Below are 16877 nucleotides of genomic sequence, written 5' to 3' on the forward strand. Positions count from 1 at the left end.
CCCTCCTGATGGGACGGGTCGTCTCACGTACCGCCCTGTCCGACCGCGACGAGTACCGCAGCAAGGTCCACCGCTGCCTCGACGCCCTCCGTCGGATGGTGACCGAGGACCGCTTCGCGGCCGACGAGCTGCGCACCGGCGTCGAGCTCGAGCTCGCGCTGGTCGACGAGGACATGCGTCCTGCGATGCTCAACCACGCGGTGCTCGACCGGTCGGCCTCCGACCTGCTGACCACCGAGCTGGGCCGCTGGAACCTCGAGATCAACCTGCCGCCCCGGACGCTGCCCGGGAACTCGGCGTGCGAGCTCGAGGACGACGTCGTCGCCTCCATCGGGTGTGCGCGGCGCTCCGCGGCCGTCGTCGGGGCCACCCCGGTGACGATCGGCATCCTGCCGACCCTGCGGGCGGAGCACCTCGACTCCGACCAGCTCACCGACGACCCGCGCTACGACCTGCTCAACCGGCAGATGGTCGGCGCCCGCGGGGAGCCCTTCCACCTCGACATCGCCGCGCCCGGCAGCGCCGACCCCGAGCACCTCGTCCTCGACGTCGACTCGATCGCCCCCGAGGCGGCGTGCACGTCGCTGCAGCTCCACCTCCAGCTCACCCCGGAGACGTTCCCGGCGCACTGGAACGCCGCGCAGGCCATCGCCGGCGTGCAGGTGGCCCTGGCCGCGAACTCGCCGTTCCTGCTGGGGCACCGGCTCTGGGCGGAGACCCGGGTGCCGCTGTTCGAGCAGTCGGTCGACGTCCGCCCGGTCGAGCTGCGCAACCAGGGCGTCCGGCCCCGCGTGTGGTTCGGGGACCGCTGGGCCTCGTCGGTCACCGACCTGTTCGAGGAGAACGTCCGCTACTTCCCCGCCCTGCTGCCCCTGGTCGACGACGAGGACCCGCTCGCGGTCCTCGACGACGGGCAGGCGCCACAGCTGCACGAGCTGCGGCTGCACTCCGGCACGGTCTGGCGGTGGAACCGCCCGGTCTACGACGTCGCCGACGGGGTGGCCCACCTGCGCCTGGAGAACCGGGTGCTGCCTGCGGGCCCCACGGCCATCGACGCCGTCGCGAACGCCCTGTTCTTCTACGGCCTCGTCCGCGGGCTCGTGGCGAGCGAGCACCCGCCGTGGACGTCGATGACCTTCGCGGCGGCGCACGAGAACTTCGTGGCCGGGGCCCAGTACGGCCTGGACGCGGAGCTGTACTGGCCGGGGCGCGGGAAGGTGGCCGTCGACCGGCTCGTGCTCGACACGCTGCTGCCGCTCGCCCGGGCGGGCCTCGAGGCCTGGGACGTCGAGCCCGCCGTCGCCGACCGCTACCTCGCCGTCATCGAGGCGCGCTGCCGCACGGGGTGCACGGGTGCCTCGTGGCAGAGCTCGATGGTGCACGCGCTGGAGAAGGACGGCTGCTCGCGCCCGACGGCGATGGAGCGGATGCTCGAGCGCTACGTGACGAACATGGCCGAGAACATCCCGGTGCACGCCTGGCCGGTGACGTAGCGACCGGTCAGGCCGGGGCCGCCGCGGCGGCGCGGGCCCGGCGCGCCTGCCATGTCACGACCCCCGCCGCGACGACGACGGTGGCGACCGTGAGGACGCCGCCGATGACCAACGGGGCGCGGCCGCCCCAGGCGTCGGCCATCCAGCCGAGGACGGGTCCGCCGAGGGGCGTGCCGCCGAGCAGGACCAGGACGTAGAGGCCCATCACCCGCCCACGCATCGACTCCGAGACGCCGAGCTGCACGGCCGAGTTGGCCGCCGTCGTGAAGACGAGCTGGCCGAGGCCGGTGGGCACGAGCAGCAGGGCCGTGAGGGCGTAGGTGGGCATGACGCCGGTGAAGAGCTCCGCGACGCCGAAGAACAGGCCGGCCAGGAGCACGGTGCGCAGGCGCGGGCGCCCCGCCCGGCGGGCGGCCACGAAGGTGCCGAGCAGGCACCCGACGGCGAGCGCCGAGGTCAGCAGGCCGTAGGACTCGGCGCCGCGGTCGAACACGAGCCGCGCGGTGATCGCGAGCGTCATGAAGAAGTTGATGCCGAACGTGGAGACGAAGAAGACCACGGTGAGCAGCAGGACGAGGTCGGGCCGTCCGCGGACCTCGCGCAGCCCGTCGCGGATCGCGCCCTTCGCACGGGCGACGCGCTCGTAGGCGAACATGTCGCCGGGCCGCATGAGGGCCAGGCCGGTGAGCACCGCGGCGAAGGTCGCGAAGTTGACCAGGAACACCCAGCCGGTGCCGACCGCGGCGATCATCAGGCCGGCCACCGCCGGCCCGACGATGCGGGCGGTGTTGAAGGTCATCGAGTTGAGCGCGACGGCGTTCTGCAGCGACCCCGGCCCGACCATCTCCCCGGCGAAGGACTGGCGCACCGGGGCGTCGACGGCCGAGAAGCAGCCGTTGAGGAAGCACAGCAGGTACACGAGGCCGAGCGTGGCGGTGCCGGTGACGTCGAGGACGCCGAGCACGAGGGCGCAGAGGCCCATGCCGACCTGCAGGCCCATGAGCACGCGGCGCTTGTCGTACCGGTCGGCCAGGGCGCCGCCGGCGAGCGAGAGCAGCAGGGTGGGGCCGAACTGCAGCGCCGCGGCCACCCCGAGCGCGACCGGGCTGCCGCCGGAGAGGTTGAGGACCAGCCAGTCCTGGGCGACCCGCTGCATCCAGGTCCCGACGAGCGAGACCACCTGGCCGGAGGCGAAGAGCCGGTAGTTGCGGATCCGCAGCGACGCGAACATCGTCGTCGTCGCCGTCTCCGCCGTCACGACTCTTGAGCCTACCTAACGACTTCGCCCCCAGCCGGTGAGACGGGCTACTTGGTGTCCTCGAGGGCGAAGCCGACCTTGATGGTCACCTGGAAGTGCTGGACCTCGCCGTTCTCGACGTGGCCGCGGATCTCGGAGACCTCGAACCAGCCGATCTCGCGCAGCGTCTGCGACGCACGCTTGAGAGCACCCTTGATCGCGTCGTCGACGCCGATCTCCGAGGTGCCGACGATCTCGGTCTTGGAGTAGATGTTGTCCGCCACGGGGCTCCTTCGTCGGGGGGAATCCGATGCGGTCGCGAGGTTCCGCGCCCGCCTGGTGAACCCGTACCCGTTCTCGCCCGGACACCCACGTGCGCGACGACTCAGGCGCGCACCCGTACGTGGTCGACCGCCGCGGCGAGCGCGAGTTCCAGGACGTGGAGGTCCCGGTGGAGACGGGCCAGCATCAGGCCGCCCTGCAGGGCGGCGAGCACCCCGACGGCCAGCTCGTCCGCGTCCCGGGTCGGGTCGACCCGTCCGGCCCGCTGCCCCCGGGCGAGGAGCGCGGCGATCCGGTCCTGCCACGCGGTGAAGGACGCCGCCTGCCGGGCGCGCCACCGCTCGTCCGTCTCGACCTGCCCCGACAGCACCCCGAGCGGACACGCCAGAGGCTCCCCCTCCGCACGGTGGAACTCCCACACCGAGGCCGCCCAGGCCTGCAGGTCCTCCCCGGCCAGCTCCGGCTGCGCCTCGAGGACCCGCTCGAGCTGGCGGTCGATCACCGCGAGGACGAGGTCGGACTTGTCCGCGAAGTAGTGGTAGAGCTGCGACTTCCCGGTGCCGCTGGCGGCGAGCACGTCCGCGATCCCGGTCGCGGCGATCCCCCGGGCGTACATCAGCCCGGCCGCCGCATCGACGATCGCGTCGCGCGTACGCCGACCCCTGGCCGTGAGTGGCCGTTCCGGCCCCGTCTCGACGACGTCCACCGGTTGAGTGTACCGATCGGTTCAATTCTGGGTAGGGTGCGCGCATGACGACGGAGGACGCGACCGAGCAGGGCGTCGCGGACGAGCCCACCCCGGGCCGGCCCGGTGGGGTCCGCACGGCGGTGGAGCCGGAGTACGGCTTCCCCGCGCCGCTGTTCCGGGCGGCCGCCCGCATCCCGGTACCCCCACCGTTCCACCCGCGGACCTGGCGCAGCCCCCTACGCGGCACGTGGCTGACGTCGGTGTTCGGCGCGCTGCTCCTCGTCGGGCTGCCGATCGTCATCCTCACCGGGCTGATGTCCTACATCGCCTACGGGCCGCAGTTCGGCCAGGCGATCCCCGGTGACGTGGGCGGCCTGCACCTGCCGTTCTTCGACTGGCCCACCAACCCGTCGTGGTTCTACCGGCTCACCCAGGGCCTGCACGTGGTCGGCGGGATGGTGCTCACGCCGATCGTGCTGGCCAAGCTGTGGTCGGTGGTGCCGAAGCTCTTCGCCTGGCCCCCGGTGACGAGCGTCGCGCAGCTGCTCGAGCGCATCTCGCTGCTCGCCCTGGTCGGCGGCATCCTCTTCGAGTTCGTCACCGGCCTGATGAACTCCCAGTACGACTACTCCTGGGGCTTCGGCTTCTACACCGCCCACTACTACGGCGCCTGGGTCTTCATCGCGGGCTTCGTCTCGCACGTGGTCATCAAGCTCCCGACGATGGTCCGGGCGCTGCGGTCGGGCCCGCACGGGACGGGCGCCTTCGCGCGCTGGCTGCACGACTCGCCGGCGGAGACCGAGCCCGAGCCGATGGACGCCCACGGGCTGGCGCCGCTGGACCCGAACCGGCCGACCCTCTCCCGCCGCGGCCTGCTCGGCCTGGTCGGCGGGGGCAGCGTGCTGGTCGGGGTGTTCTCGATCGGGCAGACGTGGGACGCGCTGCGCCCGCTCGCCCTGCTCTCGCCGCGTGGTCAGTCCTACGGCGACGGGCCCAACGACTTCCAGATCAACCGGACGCTCTCCGGGTCGGGGATCGACCCCGTGGCGCTCGGGGACGGGTGGCGGCTGCGCCTGACCGGAGGGTCGAGCGAGGTGTCGCTGTCCCGCGCCGACCTCGCCGCGATGCCGCAGCACACCGCGGTCCTGCCGATCGCGTGCGTGGAGGGCTGGTCGACCACGCGCACCTGGTCCGGGGTCCGGCTCCGGGATCTCGCCGCCCTCGCGGGCGTGCCGGACCCGGACAACGCCTTCGTCCAGTCCGTCGAGACGTCCGGCGCCTTCGCGCGGGCGACGCTGCAGTCGAACCAGGTGCTCGACGAGGACTCGCTGCTGGCCCTGCGGGTCGGGGACGACGACGGCGGACCCATGGCGGACCTCTCGCCCGACCACGGCTACCCGGCGCGCGTGATCGTCCCGGCGCTGCCGGGCGTGCACAACACCAAGTGGGTCGCATCCATCGACTTCCGGAGGCAGGCATGACCCTCTGGCGGCGCCTGTACGGCGCGAACCCGCTGCACCTGCTCGCCGTGCTCGGCTGCCTGGCGCTGTCGGCGTACGTGGTGTCGCTCCTGTGGGAGGACCCGAGCTGGGTGGCGCTGCTGATCTGGTTCGTCGGCGCGGTGATCGGACACGACCTCGTGCTCTACCCGCTCTACGCGCTGGCCGACCAGCCGCTGGTGTTCGCCCGCTGGGCACGGCGACGCTACGGCCGGGAGCGGCCGGTGCTGGTTCCCGCGGTCAACCACGTGCGGGCGCCCGTGCTCGGCTCGGCCGTCCTCGGCCTGATCTACCTGCCGACCATCACCCGGCACGGCGAGGACGCGTTCCGCTTCACCGCCGGGCTGGGCATGGAGGGCATCTTCCAGAACTGGCTGCTGATCACCGCCGTGCTGTTCCTCGGCAGTGCGGTGATCTACGCGGCGAGGTGCGGCTTCGCCGCACGTGAGCAGAAACGGTCGGTATGACGACCTCTTCTGCTCACGCGCGCAGCACCTACGCCTGGGCGGCGAGCGGGCGCTCGGCCAGCTCGGCCTCCTTCTCGCGGATGATCGGCAGGACCTTCTGGCCGAACTGCTCGATCTCCTCCTTGACGTGCAGGAAGCACAGCAGGTTGAGGTCGACGCCGAGCTTCTTGTACTCGATCACCCGGTCGGCGACCTGCTCGGCGGTGCCGATCAGCTGGGTCTTGAACCCGTCGTTGTACTGGACGAGGTCCTCGAAGGAGGACTCCGCCCACATGCCCTTGCCGTCCGCGGCGGACTTGCCGGCCTGCTGGACGGCGTCGCGGAAGCCGTGCACCTGCTCGACGTTCGCCTTGTCGACGATCTCGCGCAGGGTGTCGCGGGCCTCGGACTCGCTGTCCCGGACGATCATGAAGCCGTTGAGGCCGAACTTGACCGAGCGGTCGTGCGCGGCCGCCTCGGCGTTGATGACGTCGAGCTGCGCGGTGACGCCGTCGAAGTCCTTGCCGTTGGAGAAGTACCAGTCGGACACCCGGCCGGCCATCTTCTGCGCGGCGGTGGAGTTGCCGCCCTGGAAGATCTCCGGGTGCGGCCGCTCGGGGGTGTTCAGGGGCTTCGGCTTCAGCGAGTAGTCGTGGAAGCGGTAGAAGTCGCCCCGGAACTCGAAGTTGTCCTGCTCCCAGATGCCCTTGAGGCAGGAGATGAACTCCTCGGTGCGCCGGTAGCGCTCGTCGTGCTCGAGCCACGGCTCGCCGAAGGCGGTGAACTCGCCCTTGAACCAGCCGGAGACGACGTTGGTGGCGAAGCGGCCGTTCGTGAGGTGGTCGGCAGTGGCGCCGAAGTTGGCGAACACGCCGGGGTGCCACATGCCGGGATGCACCGCGGCCATGACCTTCAGCCGCTCGGTGGCCATCATGATCGCGAGCGAGAGCGAGGTCGACTCGTGCTGGTACTCGGCGGAGTAGCTCGCCATGTACCGGACCTGGGAGAGCGCGTACTCGAAGCCGTTGTTCTCGGCCGCGATCGCGGTCTCGCGGTTGTAGTCCCAGTTCCAGTCGGTGCGCTGCTCGATGGTGCTGGTGACCAGGCCACCGGAGACGTTGGGGACCCAGTAGGCGAACTTGAGGGGATCGGTCGGGGTGCCGACGGACACGGGGGCCTCCTCGAGGCAGGGGGGGGCGCCCGACGAACGGGCGGGAGGGACGGAGCGCGCAGGCGGTCAGGAACGACACGCCTGGGTCGCGAGGAGGCCGAAGTCGACGTGGCGCCGCCGCGTCAGTGGCACTCCCGCGTTACCCATCGGACACAACCGTTGCGGCCGATCGTCGCACTGTCAACCGGTGACCGACCGACTCACACCTCAGCCGCCCAGTGCGGCGCTGATCGGGCCGACCGCGAAGTAGGCCACGAAGGCCACCGCGACGACCCACATCAGCGGGTGCAGCGTGCGGGCCCGGCCCGTCGCCGCGTGCAGCACCACCCAGCTGATGAACCCGACGCCGATGCCGTTCGCGATGGAGTACGTGAAGGGCATGACCACGATGGTGAGGAACACCGGGAGCGCGACCCGGAACTCGCCCCACTCGATGTCGCGGACCCCGCCCATCATCAGGGCGCCCACGACGACGAGGGCCGGCGCGGCCGCCTCGACGGGCACCACCTCGTAGAGCGGGGTGAAGAACATGGCGGCGAGGAAGAGGACGCCGGTGACGACGTTCGCGAGCCCGGTGCGGGCGCCGCTGGCGATCCCGGAGGCGGACTCGACGAAGACGGTGTTGGAGCTCGACGACGCGGCGCCGCCGGCGACCGCGCCCGCTCCCTCGACGACGAGGGCCCGCCCGATGTTCGGCAGCTGCCCCTTCTCGTCGAGCAGGCCCGCCTGCCGGCCGAGCCCGGTCATCGTGCCCATGGCGTCGAAGAAGTTCGCCAGGACGAGGGTGAAGACCAGCAGCGTCACCGCGATGATCGGGAGCCGGGTGAACGCGCCGAGGGACACGTCGCCGACCAGCGAGAGGTCGGGGATCCCGACCACCGAGGACGGGAGGCCCGGGTAGCCCAGGTTCCAGCCCTTCGGGTTGGTGCCGTTGGACGGGCCGACCTGCGCGATCGCCTCGACCACGATCGCGAGCACCGTCGTGGCGACGACCCCGATGAGGATGCCGGCCTTCGTGCCGCGGGCGACCAGCACCGAGGTCAGGAGAAGGCCGACGCAGAACACGGCCGTCGGCCAGCTCGCGATAGAGCCCTCGATGCCGAGCCCGACCGGGACGGTGGTGTTGGCGGCGTCGGGCAGGCGGCGCACGAACCCGGCGTCGACCAGGCCGATCAGCGCGATGAAGGCGCCGATGCCCGCGGCGATGGCGATCTTCAGCGCGTCCGGGATCGCGGCGAAGACCGCCGTGCGGAACCCCGTGAGCCCGAGGATCACGATGATGACGCCCTCGACGACGACGAGGCCCATCGCCTCCGGCCACGTCATCTGCGGCGCGATCGTCACCGCCACCAGGGTGTTGATCCCGAGGCCGGTCGCCAGCGCGAACGGGAAGTTCGCGATGAGCCCGAACAGGATCGTCATGACCCCCGCGACCAGGGCCGTCACCGCGGCGACCTGCGGGACCGACAGCGTCGCCCCGAGGACGTCACGCTTGGCGCTCGGCGCGGACGGGTCGAGACTGCCGAGGATCAGCGGGTTGAGGACCACGATGTAGGCCATTGTCACGAAGGTGACGAGGCCGCCGCGGACCTCCGCCCCGACGGTGGATCGGCGCTCGCTCAGGTGGAACAGTCGCTCCAGCACGGCGGCACCCTAGCGCCCCTCCGTCCCCGCCGTAGGGTGCGTGTGTGGTCGAACCCGACTGGCAGCCGCCCGCGCTCCCCCGGCGTCTCACCGACCCGGTCCGGCCGGTGCTCGTCGGTGCGGTGGTGTGGCTGGTCGCGCTGGTCGTGCTCCTCGTCGTCGGCGGCCCGGGGCCGTGGATCTGGGCGTGCGTCGTCGGGGTGGGCCTCGGCGGTGTCGGGCTCTCGGTGCTCGCGCTGCAGCGCCGGGCGAACGCGCGCGGGTCGAAGGGCGCCCAGAAGCTCTGAGGGCCGGTCAGGTCGCGAGCACCCCGGACAGCGGCGTCCGACCGGGGCCGAGCACCGACCCGGGGTCGGCCCCCAGCACCCCCGACAGCACCGTCGCGTAGACGTCGCGGAAGTCGGTCGAGGCCCGCAGGTCCCCGGCGTCGAGGTCGGTCAGGCTCGGCTGCTCGCCGTACAGGCCCCCGACGACGGGGGCTCCGAGCAGGAACACCGGGTTCGCCGTGCCGTGGTCGGTCCCCTGGCTGGCGTTGGCGAGCACCCGGCGGCCGAACTCGGAGTAGACCATCGTCACGACCTGCCGCCCCGCGTCGGTGGTGCCGAGCCGCGCCACGAACGGTGTCAGCGCCGCGTCGAGTTCGGCCAGGAGACGCTGCTGCGTGTCGCGCTCGTCGGCGTGGGTGTCGAAGCCCCCGAGCGAGACCGACCAGACGCGCGTGGGGACGCGCGCCTCGACGAGGGCGGCGATCGTCTGGAGCTGGTCGGCGAGCTGGGAGTGCTTCCCGCCGCCGGCCGGGCTGCCCGCGGCGGCCCCGGCGTCGTTGCCGGACGCCCCCCGATCGCGGGAGGCGGCGAGCGTGGGGCCGAGCACCTGCTCCACCTGGGCCAGGTCGCGCCCGGACCGGGCGACCCGGGCGCGCAGCAGGTCGTCGGACGGGTCGACCCCGGCGAGGGCGCGGAACGCCGCGCCCTGGGCCCCCGTGGGCAGCGTGGACCCGGTGGCGGGCAACGTCGAGGCCGCGGTGGACGCCCCGGTCAGCAGCGGAGGCAGCACCGAGTCCATCGACACCGCCCGCAGCGGGTCCTCCCCCGTCCCGTCGAGCCAGCGCCCCAGCCAGCCGGCACCCGTCGGGCTGGCGGGGGACGCCGTCTGCCAGATCGCCATCGAGCGGAAGTGGCTGTGGTCGGGCTCCGGGTAGCCGACCCCCCGCACGATCGCGACGCGCCCGTCGTCGAACAGCCCCTTGGTGCCCGCGAGGCCGGGATTGAGCCCGAGGCCCTGCCCGACGTCGAGCACCTCGGCCGGTGAGTAGGCGAGTTCGTGGCGTTGCGCCTGGTAGGTGTCGTCGGAGGCGGGGACGACCGTGTTCAGGCCGTCGTTGCCGCCGTAGAGCGTCACGACGACGAGGACGCCCTGCCCGGGCTGCAGGGGGGTGTGGGTCGCCCCGTCGAGCAGCGACGACCACGGCACCTGCGTCGCCCCGGCGGTGAGGCCGACCGCGGCGGCGGCGACGCCGGACCAGGTCAGGAACCGGCGTCGGGTGACCTCGGGGAGGCGGTTGCTCATGCGCTGATCACGTACTCCGGGGTGAGGGCGGCGACGACGAGGACGGCGCGCGGGTCGCCGCCCGCGACGTCCCGCAGGGCGTCGGTGCTGCGCGGGCCGAAGGCGTCCACCCCGAGGGTCCGGCGCGCCCAGTCGATCCGGGCGTTGGCCCCGGACGGTCCGGGCGGGAGGGTGGCGTGGGTGACGACGGCCCGGGCCAGCGCCATCCGGTCGAGCTGCGCGGACGGCGTCAGCCAGGCCGTCCCGGCCGGCCACCCGCCGACGCTCGGCGGGCGGAACGGGACCTGGCCGAGGGCCTCCAGGTGCTGGTGCACGGGGTCGCCCTGCGCGCCGCGACCCTTCCGCACGGTGGTGGTCACGGTGCTCGGCTGTGCGCCGACGGCCCGCATGAGGCCCACGGCCCACTCCACGGGCTGTTTGACGAGCGTGGTCGTGCTGTCGTGGAAGGGCGCCGAGGTCGCGATCGCCCGCAACAGCGCGCGCAGGTCGCGACCCGGTCCGTAGGCGTCGGTCAGGGCGCCGAGCACGGCCGGCGACGGCGGGGTGGTGGAGACGAGCCGCGACCACATCCGGCCGGCGACGAACGCCGCCGACTCGGGCCGGGCGACGACGAGGTCCACGAAGGCGGGGGCGTCGAACGCGGCGGTCCGCCCGAGGATCGTCTTCGGCCCGGTGTCCTGCCGGCGGGGCACGAGCCGGGCGGTCCCGGCGTCGGCGTCGACCGTCCACCCGGTGAGCGCCCGGGCGGCCTCGCGGACGTCGGTCTCGGTGTAGTGCCCGACGCCGAGCGCGAAGAGCTCCATGAACTCCCGCGCGAGGTTCTCGTTCGGGGCCCCCACGCGGTTGGTCCGGCCGTCGAGCCACACCAGCATCGCCGGGTCGACCACCATCGCCCGCGCCAGCGCGTGGAAGTCCCCGAGCCCGAGGCCGCGCAGGGTCTCGTTCTGGGTCAGCAGGGAGGCGGGCTGGTTCACCTTCTGCGCGCTGGTCGCGAAGTGGCCGTGCCAGAACCACGTGAGCCGCTCGACGAGCGGGGCGCCGGTGGACCACATCCGGTCCAGCCACCACCGCGTGAGCGTGTCCTGGCCCGTGCTGCGCTGCTGCTGGGCGGCCTTCCGTTCCGGGCTGCCCGGGGTCCCGCGGTCGGTGATGAGGGGCAGGTCGGGAGCCGGGGCGCCGGGGTCGGCCGGCGGGGCGAGCAGGGTGTCGAGGGTCGCGGCGAAACCACGGCCGACGGCGGCGTCCAGCTCACCGGGACGGGGCCCGAACCCGAAGCGGTCCAGCAGCCGACGGGTGGCGACGGCATCGGCGACAGCGGTCACGACGAGCACCCTCCTCCGGCCGGGCCGGCGGCCCCAGGCATCGGGGCGCCGGCTCAGCCGGTCTTCAGGAAGCGGGGTTCAGTTCGGGGCGGGGGCCGGCGCGGCCGGCGCCGCCGGGGCCGGGCCGCGATCACGGACCCGGAGCGCCTGCAACCCGCTGGGCTCCTTCGCCGCCGCCACGAACACGCGGTCACCGGTCTGCACCTGGGCCGGCGTCGCCACCTGCTTGCCCTTGTGCACCTTCGCCGTCGGCGCGAACGTGTAGGTGGCCGTGAAGCCGTCCTTGCTGCGCACCGTGAAGGTCGTGCCGTTCACTGCGGTCACGGTGCCCCGCTGGTAGTCGACGGTGCGGTGCGCCTTGCCCTTCCCGACGACCTCGCCGTGCTCGCCGGGGTGCTTGCCGTGGTGCCCGGCCGCGACGACGGCGGTGGGCGCCGAGCTCGCCGACGGGTCGGCGAGGGCCACTCCGGCGCCGACGCCGCAGAGGGCGAGGGCACTGACGCCGATGACGACGGGCCTGGTGAGACGGTGCACGGGAACCTCCGGTGGAGTCGGTGTCCGGCGGTCCGCCGGACACCCACGACGGTCGGTCCGGTGGCTGTGCGAGGACTGAGAACCTCGGGACACCACGCGTGCGCTTCAGGAGACGTTCAGGGCAGCGTCAGGACGAACCGCGCTCCGGGGCCGTCGTCCCCGGGCGCGGCGCACACGAGGTCCCCGCCGTGCGCGCGGGCCGCCTCCCGGGCGATCGCGAGCCCGAGCCCGGCACCGGAGCTGCCCCCGCCGCGGGCCTCGTCGAGGCGGACCATCCGCTCGAACACCCGCTCGCGCTCCGCGGCGGGGACGCCAGGGCCCTCGTCGCGCACCTCGACCCGGCCGGGCCGGACCGTGACGCGGACCGGGGAACGGCCGTACCGCCGGGCGTTCACCAGCAGGTTGGACAGGGCCTGCCCGATCAGCTCGACGTCGACCGCGACGGGGAGCGGGCCGGTCGCGTCCAGCACCACGGGGTCGTCGGGGTGGCGGACGGCGTCGCGGTCGGTCTCGGCGCGCACCAGCTCCACGAGGTCGACCTCCTCGCGCTCCGGGGTCAGCCCGGCGTCGTAGCGGGCGAGGGTGAGCAGGTCGTCGACGATGCGGCCGGCCCGCCGGGCGTCGCGCATCATCAGGACGGCGAGCCGTTCCCGGGCCTCGGGGTCGAGATCGGGCGCCGTGCCCGCCTCGGCGGTCGCCGCGATCCCCGCGAGGGGCGTCCGCAGCTCGTGGGCGGCGTCCGCGACGAAGCGGCGGGTGCTGGCCTCGGAGGCGCGGGCCTGCGCCTCCGCGCCCTCGAGCGCGTCGAGCATCTCGTCGAACGCGGCGGCGGCCCGGCCGAGCTCGGTGTCCCGCCGCACGGGGTCGAGCCGCCGACCGCGGCGCCCGCCCGCGATGGAGCGGGCGAGGGAGGTCATGGCGTCGAGCGGGGCGAGCGCGAGCCTCGTCGTCAGGAGCAGGGCAGCCCCCGCGAAAAGGATCGCGGCGCCCCCGACGACCAGCAGGATCCGGCGCAGCCGGCCCTCCGCGGCGCCCTCGAGCGAGGGGTCCGCGGCGAGGGTGACCGAGGAGCCGTCCGGCAGCCGGCGGGTGACCGCCCGGCGGGTCCCGCCCGGGAGCTCGCGCCCGGCGAGCACCTGGCCGGTCGCGCTGCGGACCACCACGGCCACGCCGCCGCCCACCTCCGAACGGCGCACGATCTGCTCCGGCGACAGGCCCTGGGAGGCGAGCTGCTGGGCCTGCAGGGCCCGCCCGTTGAGCGTGGTCTGCGCCTCGGAGCGGGACTGCGCCGCGAACAGGACGTCGGAGACCACGGCGACGACCACGACGACGGCCGCGACCACGGCCACCGAGGTGAGCGTGACGCGGCGGCGCAGCGACCCGGGTCTCACCCCCCGGCCCCGTCGTCCCGGGCCCCGTCGTCGCGCACCACGTACCCCTGCCCCCGCACCGTGTGGATCAGGCGGGGCTCGCCGAGCTTGCGGCGCAGGGCGCTGACGTGGACCTCGACGACGTTGAGGTCGTACTCCTCCCATCCCCACACCGCGCCGAGCAGCTGCGACTTCGACCGCACGCGTCCCCGGTGGGCGACGAGGTCGTGCAGCAGGCGGAGCTCGGTCGCCGTCACCGGGACCTCCGCGCCCCCGCGGGTCACGAGTCCGGCGTCGGGGTCGACGACGAGGTCGGCGACGGTCGCCGCGTCCCCGACCCCGCCGCTGCGGCGCAGCAGCGCCTCGACCCGCGCGAGGAGCTCGGCGAGCGCGAACGGCTTGACGAGGTAGTCGTCGGCGCCCGCGCGCAGGCCGCGGACCCGCTCGGCCACGCCGCTGCGGGCGGTCAGCAGGATGACCGCGGCGCTCGTCGCCCGGACCGCGGGCAGCAGGGCGTAGCCGTCGCGGCCGGGCAGCATGACGTCGAGCACGACGACGTCGGGGACGAACTCCCCGAGGTCGCTCTCGAGCCGGCCGCCGTCGGCGCGGGCGAGCACCTCGTGCCCCACGCCGGTCAGCGCCGCCGTCACCGAGGCCAGGATGGGTTCGGAGTCCTCGACGACGAGGACCCGCGCGGCGCGCTCCACGCCGGTGATTCTGGCGCGACCGCCTGTGGGACCGCTGTGGATCACGCGAGCAGCGCCCGCACCGGGTCGTCGGTGTGCACCGTCCCGTCGACCACCCAGACGTCCGGGAAGATCTCGCGGGTGGCGCCGCCGATCGTGACGGCGACGCGGAGCCGCTCGTGCACGACGACCTCGCCCTCCGGCAGCTCCCGGCCCGCGGCGGCCGCCCACACCGCGGCGCCCGCGAGCCCGGACCAGGGGGTGGCACGGCCGGGCGAGCGGACCTCGCCGTGGACGGTCTCCGAGGCGAGCGGGAGGTCCAGGAGCTCGGCGAGCGCGACCGCGAACCGGGCCCCGACGGGCACCACACAGCTCGGGTCGAACGCGGGCAGCAGCCACGGCCGGTCCAGGACGACCGGCACCGGGTCGCGGTCCGGGTCCGCCGTCACCACCCCGCCCCCGACCGTGCGCACCCGGTCCGGCGGGTCGACGTCGGCGACGTCCAGCCGCCGGGCCTCCAGGGCCGCGCCGAGCGCGTCGTGGGCGGCCAGGGCCACCCCGGCCGGCACGGTGCGGGCGGGGTCGGCGAGCCGGGCGAGCAGGTCGTCGGCCTCGGCGGGTCCGGCGACCCACAGGTCGGTCCGCACCCCGATCGCCGTCAGGAACCCGGCGTCGAGCTCGACGGGCGCCGGGTCGTACAGCGCCGCGATCCGCTCCCCCAGCGGCCCGGGCAGCCGCCAGGCCACCGGGCGGCGCCCGGCGATCCGGCCGTGCCGGGCGAGCCACCACGCGGTGTAGGGCACGGGCTCCCCGGGGAGCCGGACGAGCGCGGCGCGGACCTCCCGGTCAGCGGCCAGCAGCGGCCACGCGGCGGCCCAGTCGACGACCAGGTCGAGATCGCGGACCGCGACCATGCTGCTGGGCGGGGACGGCGGCTCCGGCTCGGGGCCGCCCCGCCCGGGCTCGGGGTCGACCTCCTCGGCCCACCACGTCTCCTCGTCGTCGAGCTCGTGGTCGGGCCCGACCGGCGCCTCGTCCCGGAGCACCGCGAACCCGTCGAGCACCCCGGCGGCGAGCAGCGCGTCCCGGCGGTGCGCGCCGAGTGCGCGGTCGGCCAGGACCCCGAGCGGCGGGTCGTCGCCGAGCACCGCGCGCAGCGCGCCGTCGGGCAGGACGAGCTCGTCCGCGCGCCGGTGTCCGCCGTCGTGATCGGGCAGCGCGAGCGCCCCGAACCCGACCGCACCCGGCGTCAGGAACGCGAGGACCAGCCGGGCCAGCGGGTCGACGTCGAGCCCGGCGTCGGCGTCGTCGACGGACCGTTCGACCGCCTCCCGCAGCTCCGGCTCGTCGAGCAGCGCCGGGCCGTCGGCGCGGCGGGCGCCGAGCACCTCGAGCAGGGGGTGCACGGCGTCGGGGTGGACGAGGCGCAGGTCCAGGCCCCCCGGCTCGAGCTCCGCGACGTCCTTCCCGGGCAGGAGGCACCCGCGCGCCCCGAGCACGAGCCGGCCGTCGAGCAGCGGGACCGGCAGCGCGGCCAGCTCGGTGCGGTCGAGGCCCTCGAGCCCGGCGAGGCCTGAGTAGACGGCGTGCCACCACGACGGCGGGCGGCGCAGCCCGGCCAGGCCGTCGACGAGCGCGGCGGGGTCGAGCCGGACGACGCCGAGGTCGCCCAACCGCGCGGTCCACGCCGGGGTGACCAGGCCGTCGAGCGCGTCGGCGAGCGCCGCGAGGAGATCCGGGGTCGGCTCGGTGAGGGCGAGCGCGCGGGTGGGCACGACGTCGGGTCCGGTCGCGCCGGGCAGCCAGGCGGCCCGGCGCAGGGCGGCGAGCACGCCCTCGCGGAGCGCGGCGTCCACCTCGGAGGCGGGCAGGCCGGGAGCCGGCACGAGCGCGGTGCGGAGCTCGGGGGCGACCCGGCGGGCCAGGTCGGGGTAGCGGGCGGCCGCCGCGCCCAGGACGTGGTCGGTGACCCGGCCGCGGCGCACCCGGCGCCGGTCGGCGTCGAGCGGGACGGTGACGACGAGGCGGGCGGGGAGCGTGGTCGGCTCCGCGGTGGCGGTGGGCGCGTGGAGGATGTCGGGCACCGCGCCCGGGAACGCCCAGCGGCCCTCCCACGCGGTGCGGGCACGGTCCTCGACGGCGAGGGCGGCGCGCCCGTCGTCGTCGTGGAGGACCTCCGTTGGCAGCTCCCCACCGATCGGCAGCACGGTCCACGTCCGGTCGGCGATCCGCACGCGGCCGTCGCCCTCGTCGGCCCGCTCGACGGTCTCCCCCGCCACCTCCACCGCGGCGAGCCACGGCAGGGCGAGCAGCAGGTCGGGGGCCTGCTCGCGGGCCTGGGCCAGCACGTCGACCCGGGGGTCGCGCAGCGGGAGCCGCACCTCGGTGGCGTATCCCGGAGCGGGGTCCTCCTCGACCGGCCACGGCAGGCGCAGCACCGGGACGCCGTCGGGCCCCCGACGCCGGGCCTCGTCCGCGGCGGGTCCGCCGGTCGCCGTGACGGCGTCGAGGGTGCGGGCCCGGTCGAACGCCACCCCGACGCCGTCCGCGGTGAGCACCCGCGGGGCGTCGGTCAGGTCGAGGACGGCGCTGAACCCCACGCCGAAGCGGCCGACGGTGGCGGCGTCCCGCTTCGCCGACGCGCGCAGCGAGGCGAGCGCGGCGACCCCGCCGGCGTCGAGCGGGGCTCCGGTGTTGGCGACCCGCAGCTCGCCGTCGTGCAGCACGACCCGCAGGCGTGCCGGTACTCCGGCCGCCGCGCCGGCGTCGGCCGCGTTCTGCGCCAGTTCGGTGAACCAGCGCCCGCGGTAGCCACCGCGGACGAGGTCCTCCTCGGCGTTCGCATCCTCACGGAGGCGGGCGGCCGAGGCGGTCCAGGTGTCGAGGACCGCGCGCCGCAGCGTCTCCGTGCCGAACGGGTCCCCCGACACCGTCGA

Annotated in this window: 15 protein-coding genes; 4 read left to right on the forward strand and 11 right to left on the reverse strand. The window is 74.7% G+C overall.

Features of this window, described 5'->3' with window-relative positions:
- Positions 1–8 precede the first annotated feature (8 nt).
- A complete protein-coding gene (locus BJ983_RS16830; protein WP_179794844.1) occupies positions 9–1493 on the forward strand; it encodes a glutamate-cysteine ligase family protein in 1485 nt (494 codons plus the stop codon).
- Positions 1494–1500: 7 nt separating this feature from the next.
- Here BJ983_RS16830 and BJ983_RS16835 read toward each other — a convergent pair whose 3' ends face one another.
- The 3 genes from BJ983_RS16835 to BJ983_RS32365 form a co-directional block, all read right to left on the reverse strand.
- On the reverse strand, positions 1501–2751 hold the full coding sequence (locus BJ983_RS16835; protein ID WP_179794845.1) for an MFS transporter: 1251 nt from the start codon (positions 2749–2751) through the stop codon (positions 1501–1503).
- Positions 2752–2798: 47 nt separating this feature from the next.
- Complete coding sequence (locus BJ983_RS16840; RefSeq protein ID WP_179794846.1) at positions 2799–3014, reverse strand: dodecin; 216 nt, start codon at positions 3012–3014, stop codon at positions 2799–2801.
- A 101-nt stretch (positions 3015–3115) separates the two neighbouring features.
- Positions 3116–3718, reverse strand: a complete 603-nt coding sequence (locus BJ983_RS32365; protein ID WP_179794847.1) for an LmrA/YxaF family transcription factor — start codon at positions 3716–3718, stop codon at positions 3116–3118.
- A 44-nt stretch (positions 3719–3762) separates the two neighbouring features.
- On the opposite strand from BJ983_RS32365, the gene BJ983_RS16850 reads away from it, so the two are divergent.
- Together BJ983_RS16850 and BJ983_RS16855 are read left to right on the forward strand one after the other, a co-directional pair.
- Entirely contained in the window at positions 3763–5181 is a 1419-nt protein-coding gene (locus BJ983_RS16850) for a molybdopterin-dependent oxidoreductase (protein ID WP_246325609.1), read from the forward strand.
- Positions 5178–5666, forward strand: a complete 489-nt coding sequence (locus tag BJ983_RS16855) for a hypothetical protein (protein WP_179794848.1) — start codon at positions 5178–5180, stop codon at positions 5664–5666. The genes BJ983_RS16850 and BJ983_RS16855 overlap by 4 nt, the downstream gene beginning before the upstream one ends.
- A 28-nt stretch (positions 5667–5694) precedes the next feature.
- Here the strand turns inward: BJ983_RS16855 and sfnG are convergent, their stop codons facing one another.
- Positions 5695–6816, reverse strand: a complete 1122-nt coding sequence (gene sfnG / locus BJ983_RS16860) for a dimethylsulfone monooxygenase SfnG (protein ID WP_179794849.1) — start codon at positions 6814–6816, stop codon at positions 5695–5697.
- A 207-nt stretch (positions 6817–7023) separates the two neighbouring features.
- The gene (locus BJ983_RS16865) at positions 7024–8460 is read right to left on the reverse strand and encodes a solute carrier family 23 protein (RefSeq protein WP_179794850.1); all 1437 of its coding nucleotides are present in this window, start codon (positions 8458–8460) and stop codon (positions 7024–7026) included.
- A gap of 44 nt (positions 8461–8504) precedes the next feature.
- On the opposite strand from BJ983_RS16865, the gene BJ983_RS16870 reads away from it, so the two are divergent.
- Complete coding sequence (locus tag BJ983_RS16870; RefSeq protein ID WP_179794851.1) at positions 8505–8747, forward strand: DUF2530 domain-containing protein; 243 nt, start codon at positions 8505–8507, stop codon at positions 8745–8747.
- A gap of 7 nt (positions 8748–8754) precedes the next feature.
- On the opposite strand, the gene BJ983_RS16875 is transcribed toward BJ983_RS16870, so the two are convergent.
- The 6 genes from BJ983_RS16875 to BJ983_RS16900 form a co-directional block, all read right to left on the reverse strand.
- Positions 8755–10029 carry a DUF1501 domain-containing protein gene (locus BJ983_RS16875; RefSeq protein WP_179794852.1) on the reverse strand — a complete coding sequence of 425 codons (1275 nt, stop codon included), beginning with the start codon at positions 10027–10029 and terminating at the stop codon, positions 8755–8757.
- The gene (locus BJ983_RS16880; RefSeq protein WP_179794853.1) at positions 10026–11351 is read right to left on the reverse strand and encodes a DUF1800 family protein; all 1326 of its coding nucleotides are present in this window, start codon (positions 11349–11351) and stop codon (positions 10026–10028) included. Before BJ983_RS16880 ends, BJ983_RS16875 begins: the two co-directional genes overlap by 4 nt.
- Before the next feature lie 78 nt (positions 11352–11429).
- The gene (locus BJ983_RS16885; protein ID WP_179794854.1) at positions 11430–11885 is read right to left on the reverse strand and encodes a hypothetical protein; all 456 of its coding nucleotides are present in this window, start codon (positions 11883–11885) and stop codon (positions 11430–11432) included.
- A 116-nt stretch (positions 11886–12001) separates the two neighbouring features.
- On the reverse strand, positions 12002–13276 hold the full coding sequence (locus tag BJ983_RS16890; protein ID WP_179794855.1) for an ATP-binding protein: 1275 nt from the start codon (positions 13274–13276) through the stop codon (positions 12002–12004).
- Complete coding sequence (locus tag BJ983_RS16895; protein WP_179794856.1) at positions 13273–13962, reverse strand: winged helix-turn-helix domain-containing protein; 690 nt, start codon at positions 13960–13962, stop codon at positions 13273–13275. The genes BJ983_RS16890 and BJ983_RS16895 overlap by 4 nt, the downstream gene beginning before the upstream one ends.
- 41 nt (positions 13963–14003) lie before the next feature.
- The gene (locus BJ983_RS16900; RefSeq protein WP_179794857.1) at positions 14004–16871 is read right to left on the reverse strand and encodes a sacsin N-terminal ATP-binding-like domain-containing protein; all 2868 of its coding nucleotides are present in this window, start codon (positions 16869–16871) and stop codon (positions 14004–14006) included.
- Positions 16872–16877 lie beyond the last annotated feature (6 nt).

This window comes from Actinomycetospora corticicola, from assembly GCF_013409505.1.
In the GTDB taxonomy this organism is placed as follows: domain Bacteria; phylum Actinomycetota; class Actinomycetes; order Mycobacteriales; family Pseudonocardiaceae; genus Actinomycetospora; species Actinomycetospora corticicola.

Excerpts from the sequence above, each read along its gene's own strand:
- BJ983_RS16830 (WP_179794844.1), top strand. The coding sequence starts at position 9 with ATGGGACGGGTCGTCTCACGTACCGCCCTGTCCGACCGCGACGAGTAC.
- BJ983_RS16850 (WP_246325609.1), top strand. The coding sequence starts at position 3,763 with ATGACGACGGAGGACGCGACCGAGCAGGGCGTCGCGGACGAGCCCACC.
- BJ983_RS16855 (WP_179794848.1), top strand. The coding sequence starts at position 5,178 with ATGACCCTCTGGCGGCGCCTGTACGGCGCGAACCCGCTGCACCTGCTC.
- BJ983_RS16875 (WP_179794852.1), bottom strand. The coding sequence starts at position 10,029 with ATGAGCAACCGCCTCCCCGAGGTCACCCGACGCCGGTTCCTGACCTGG.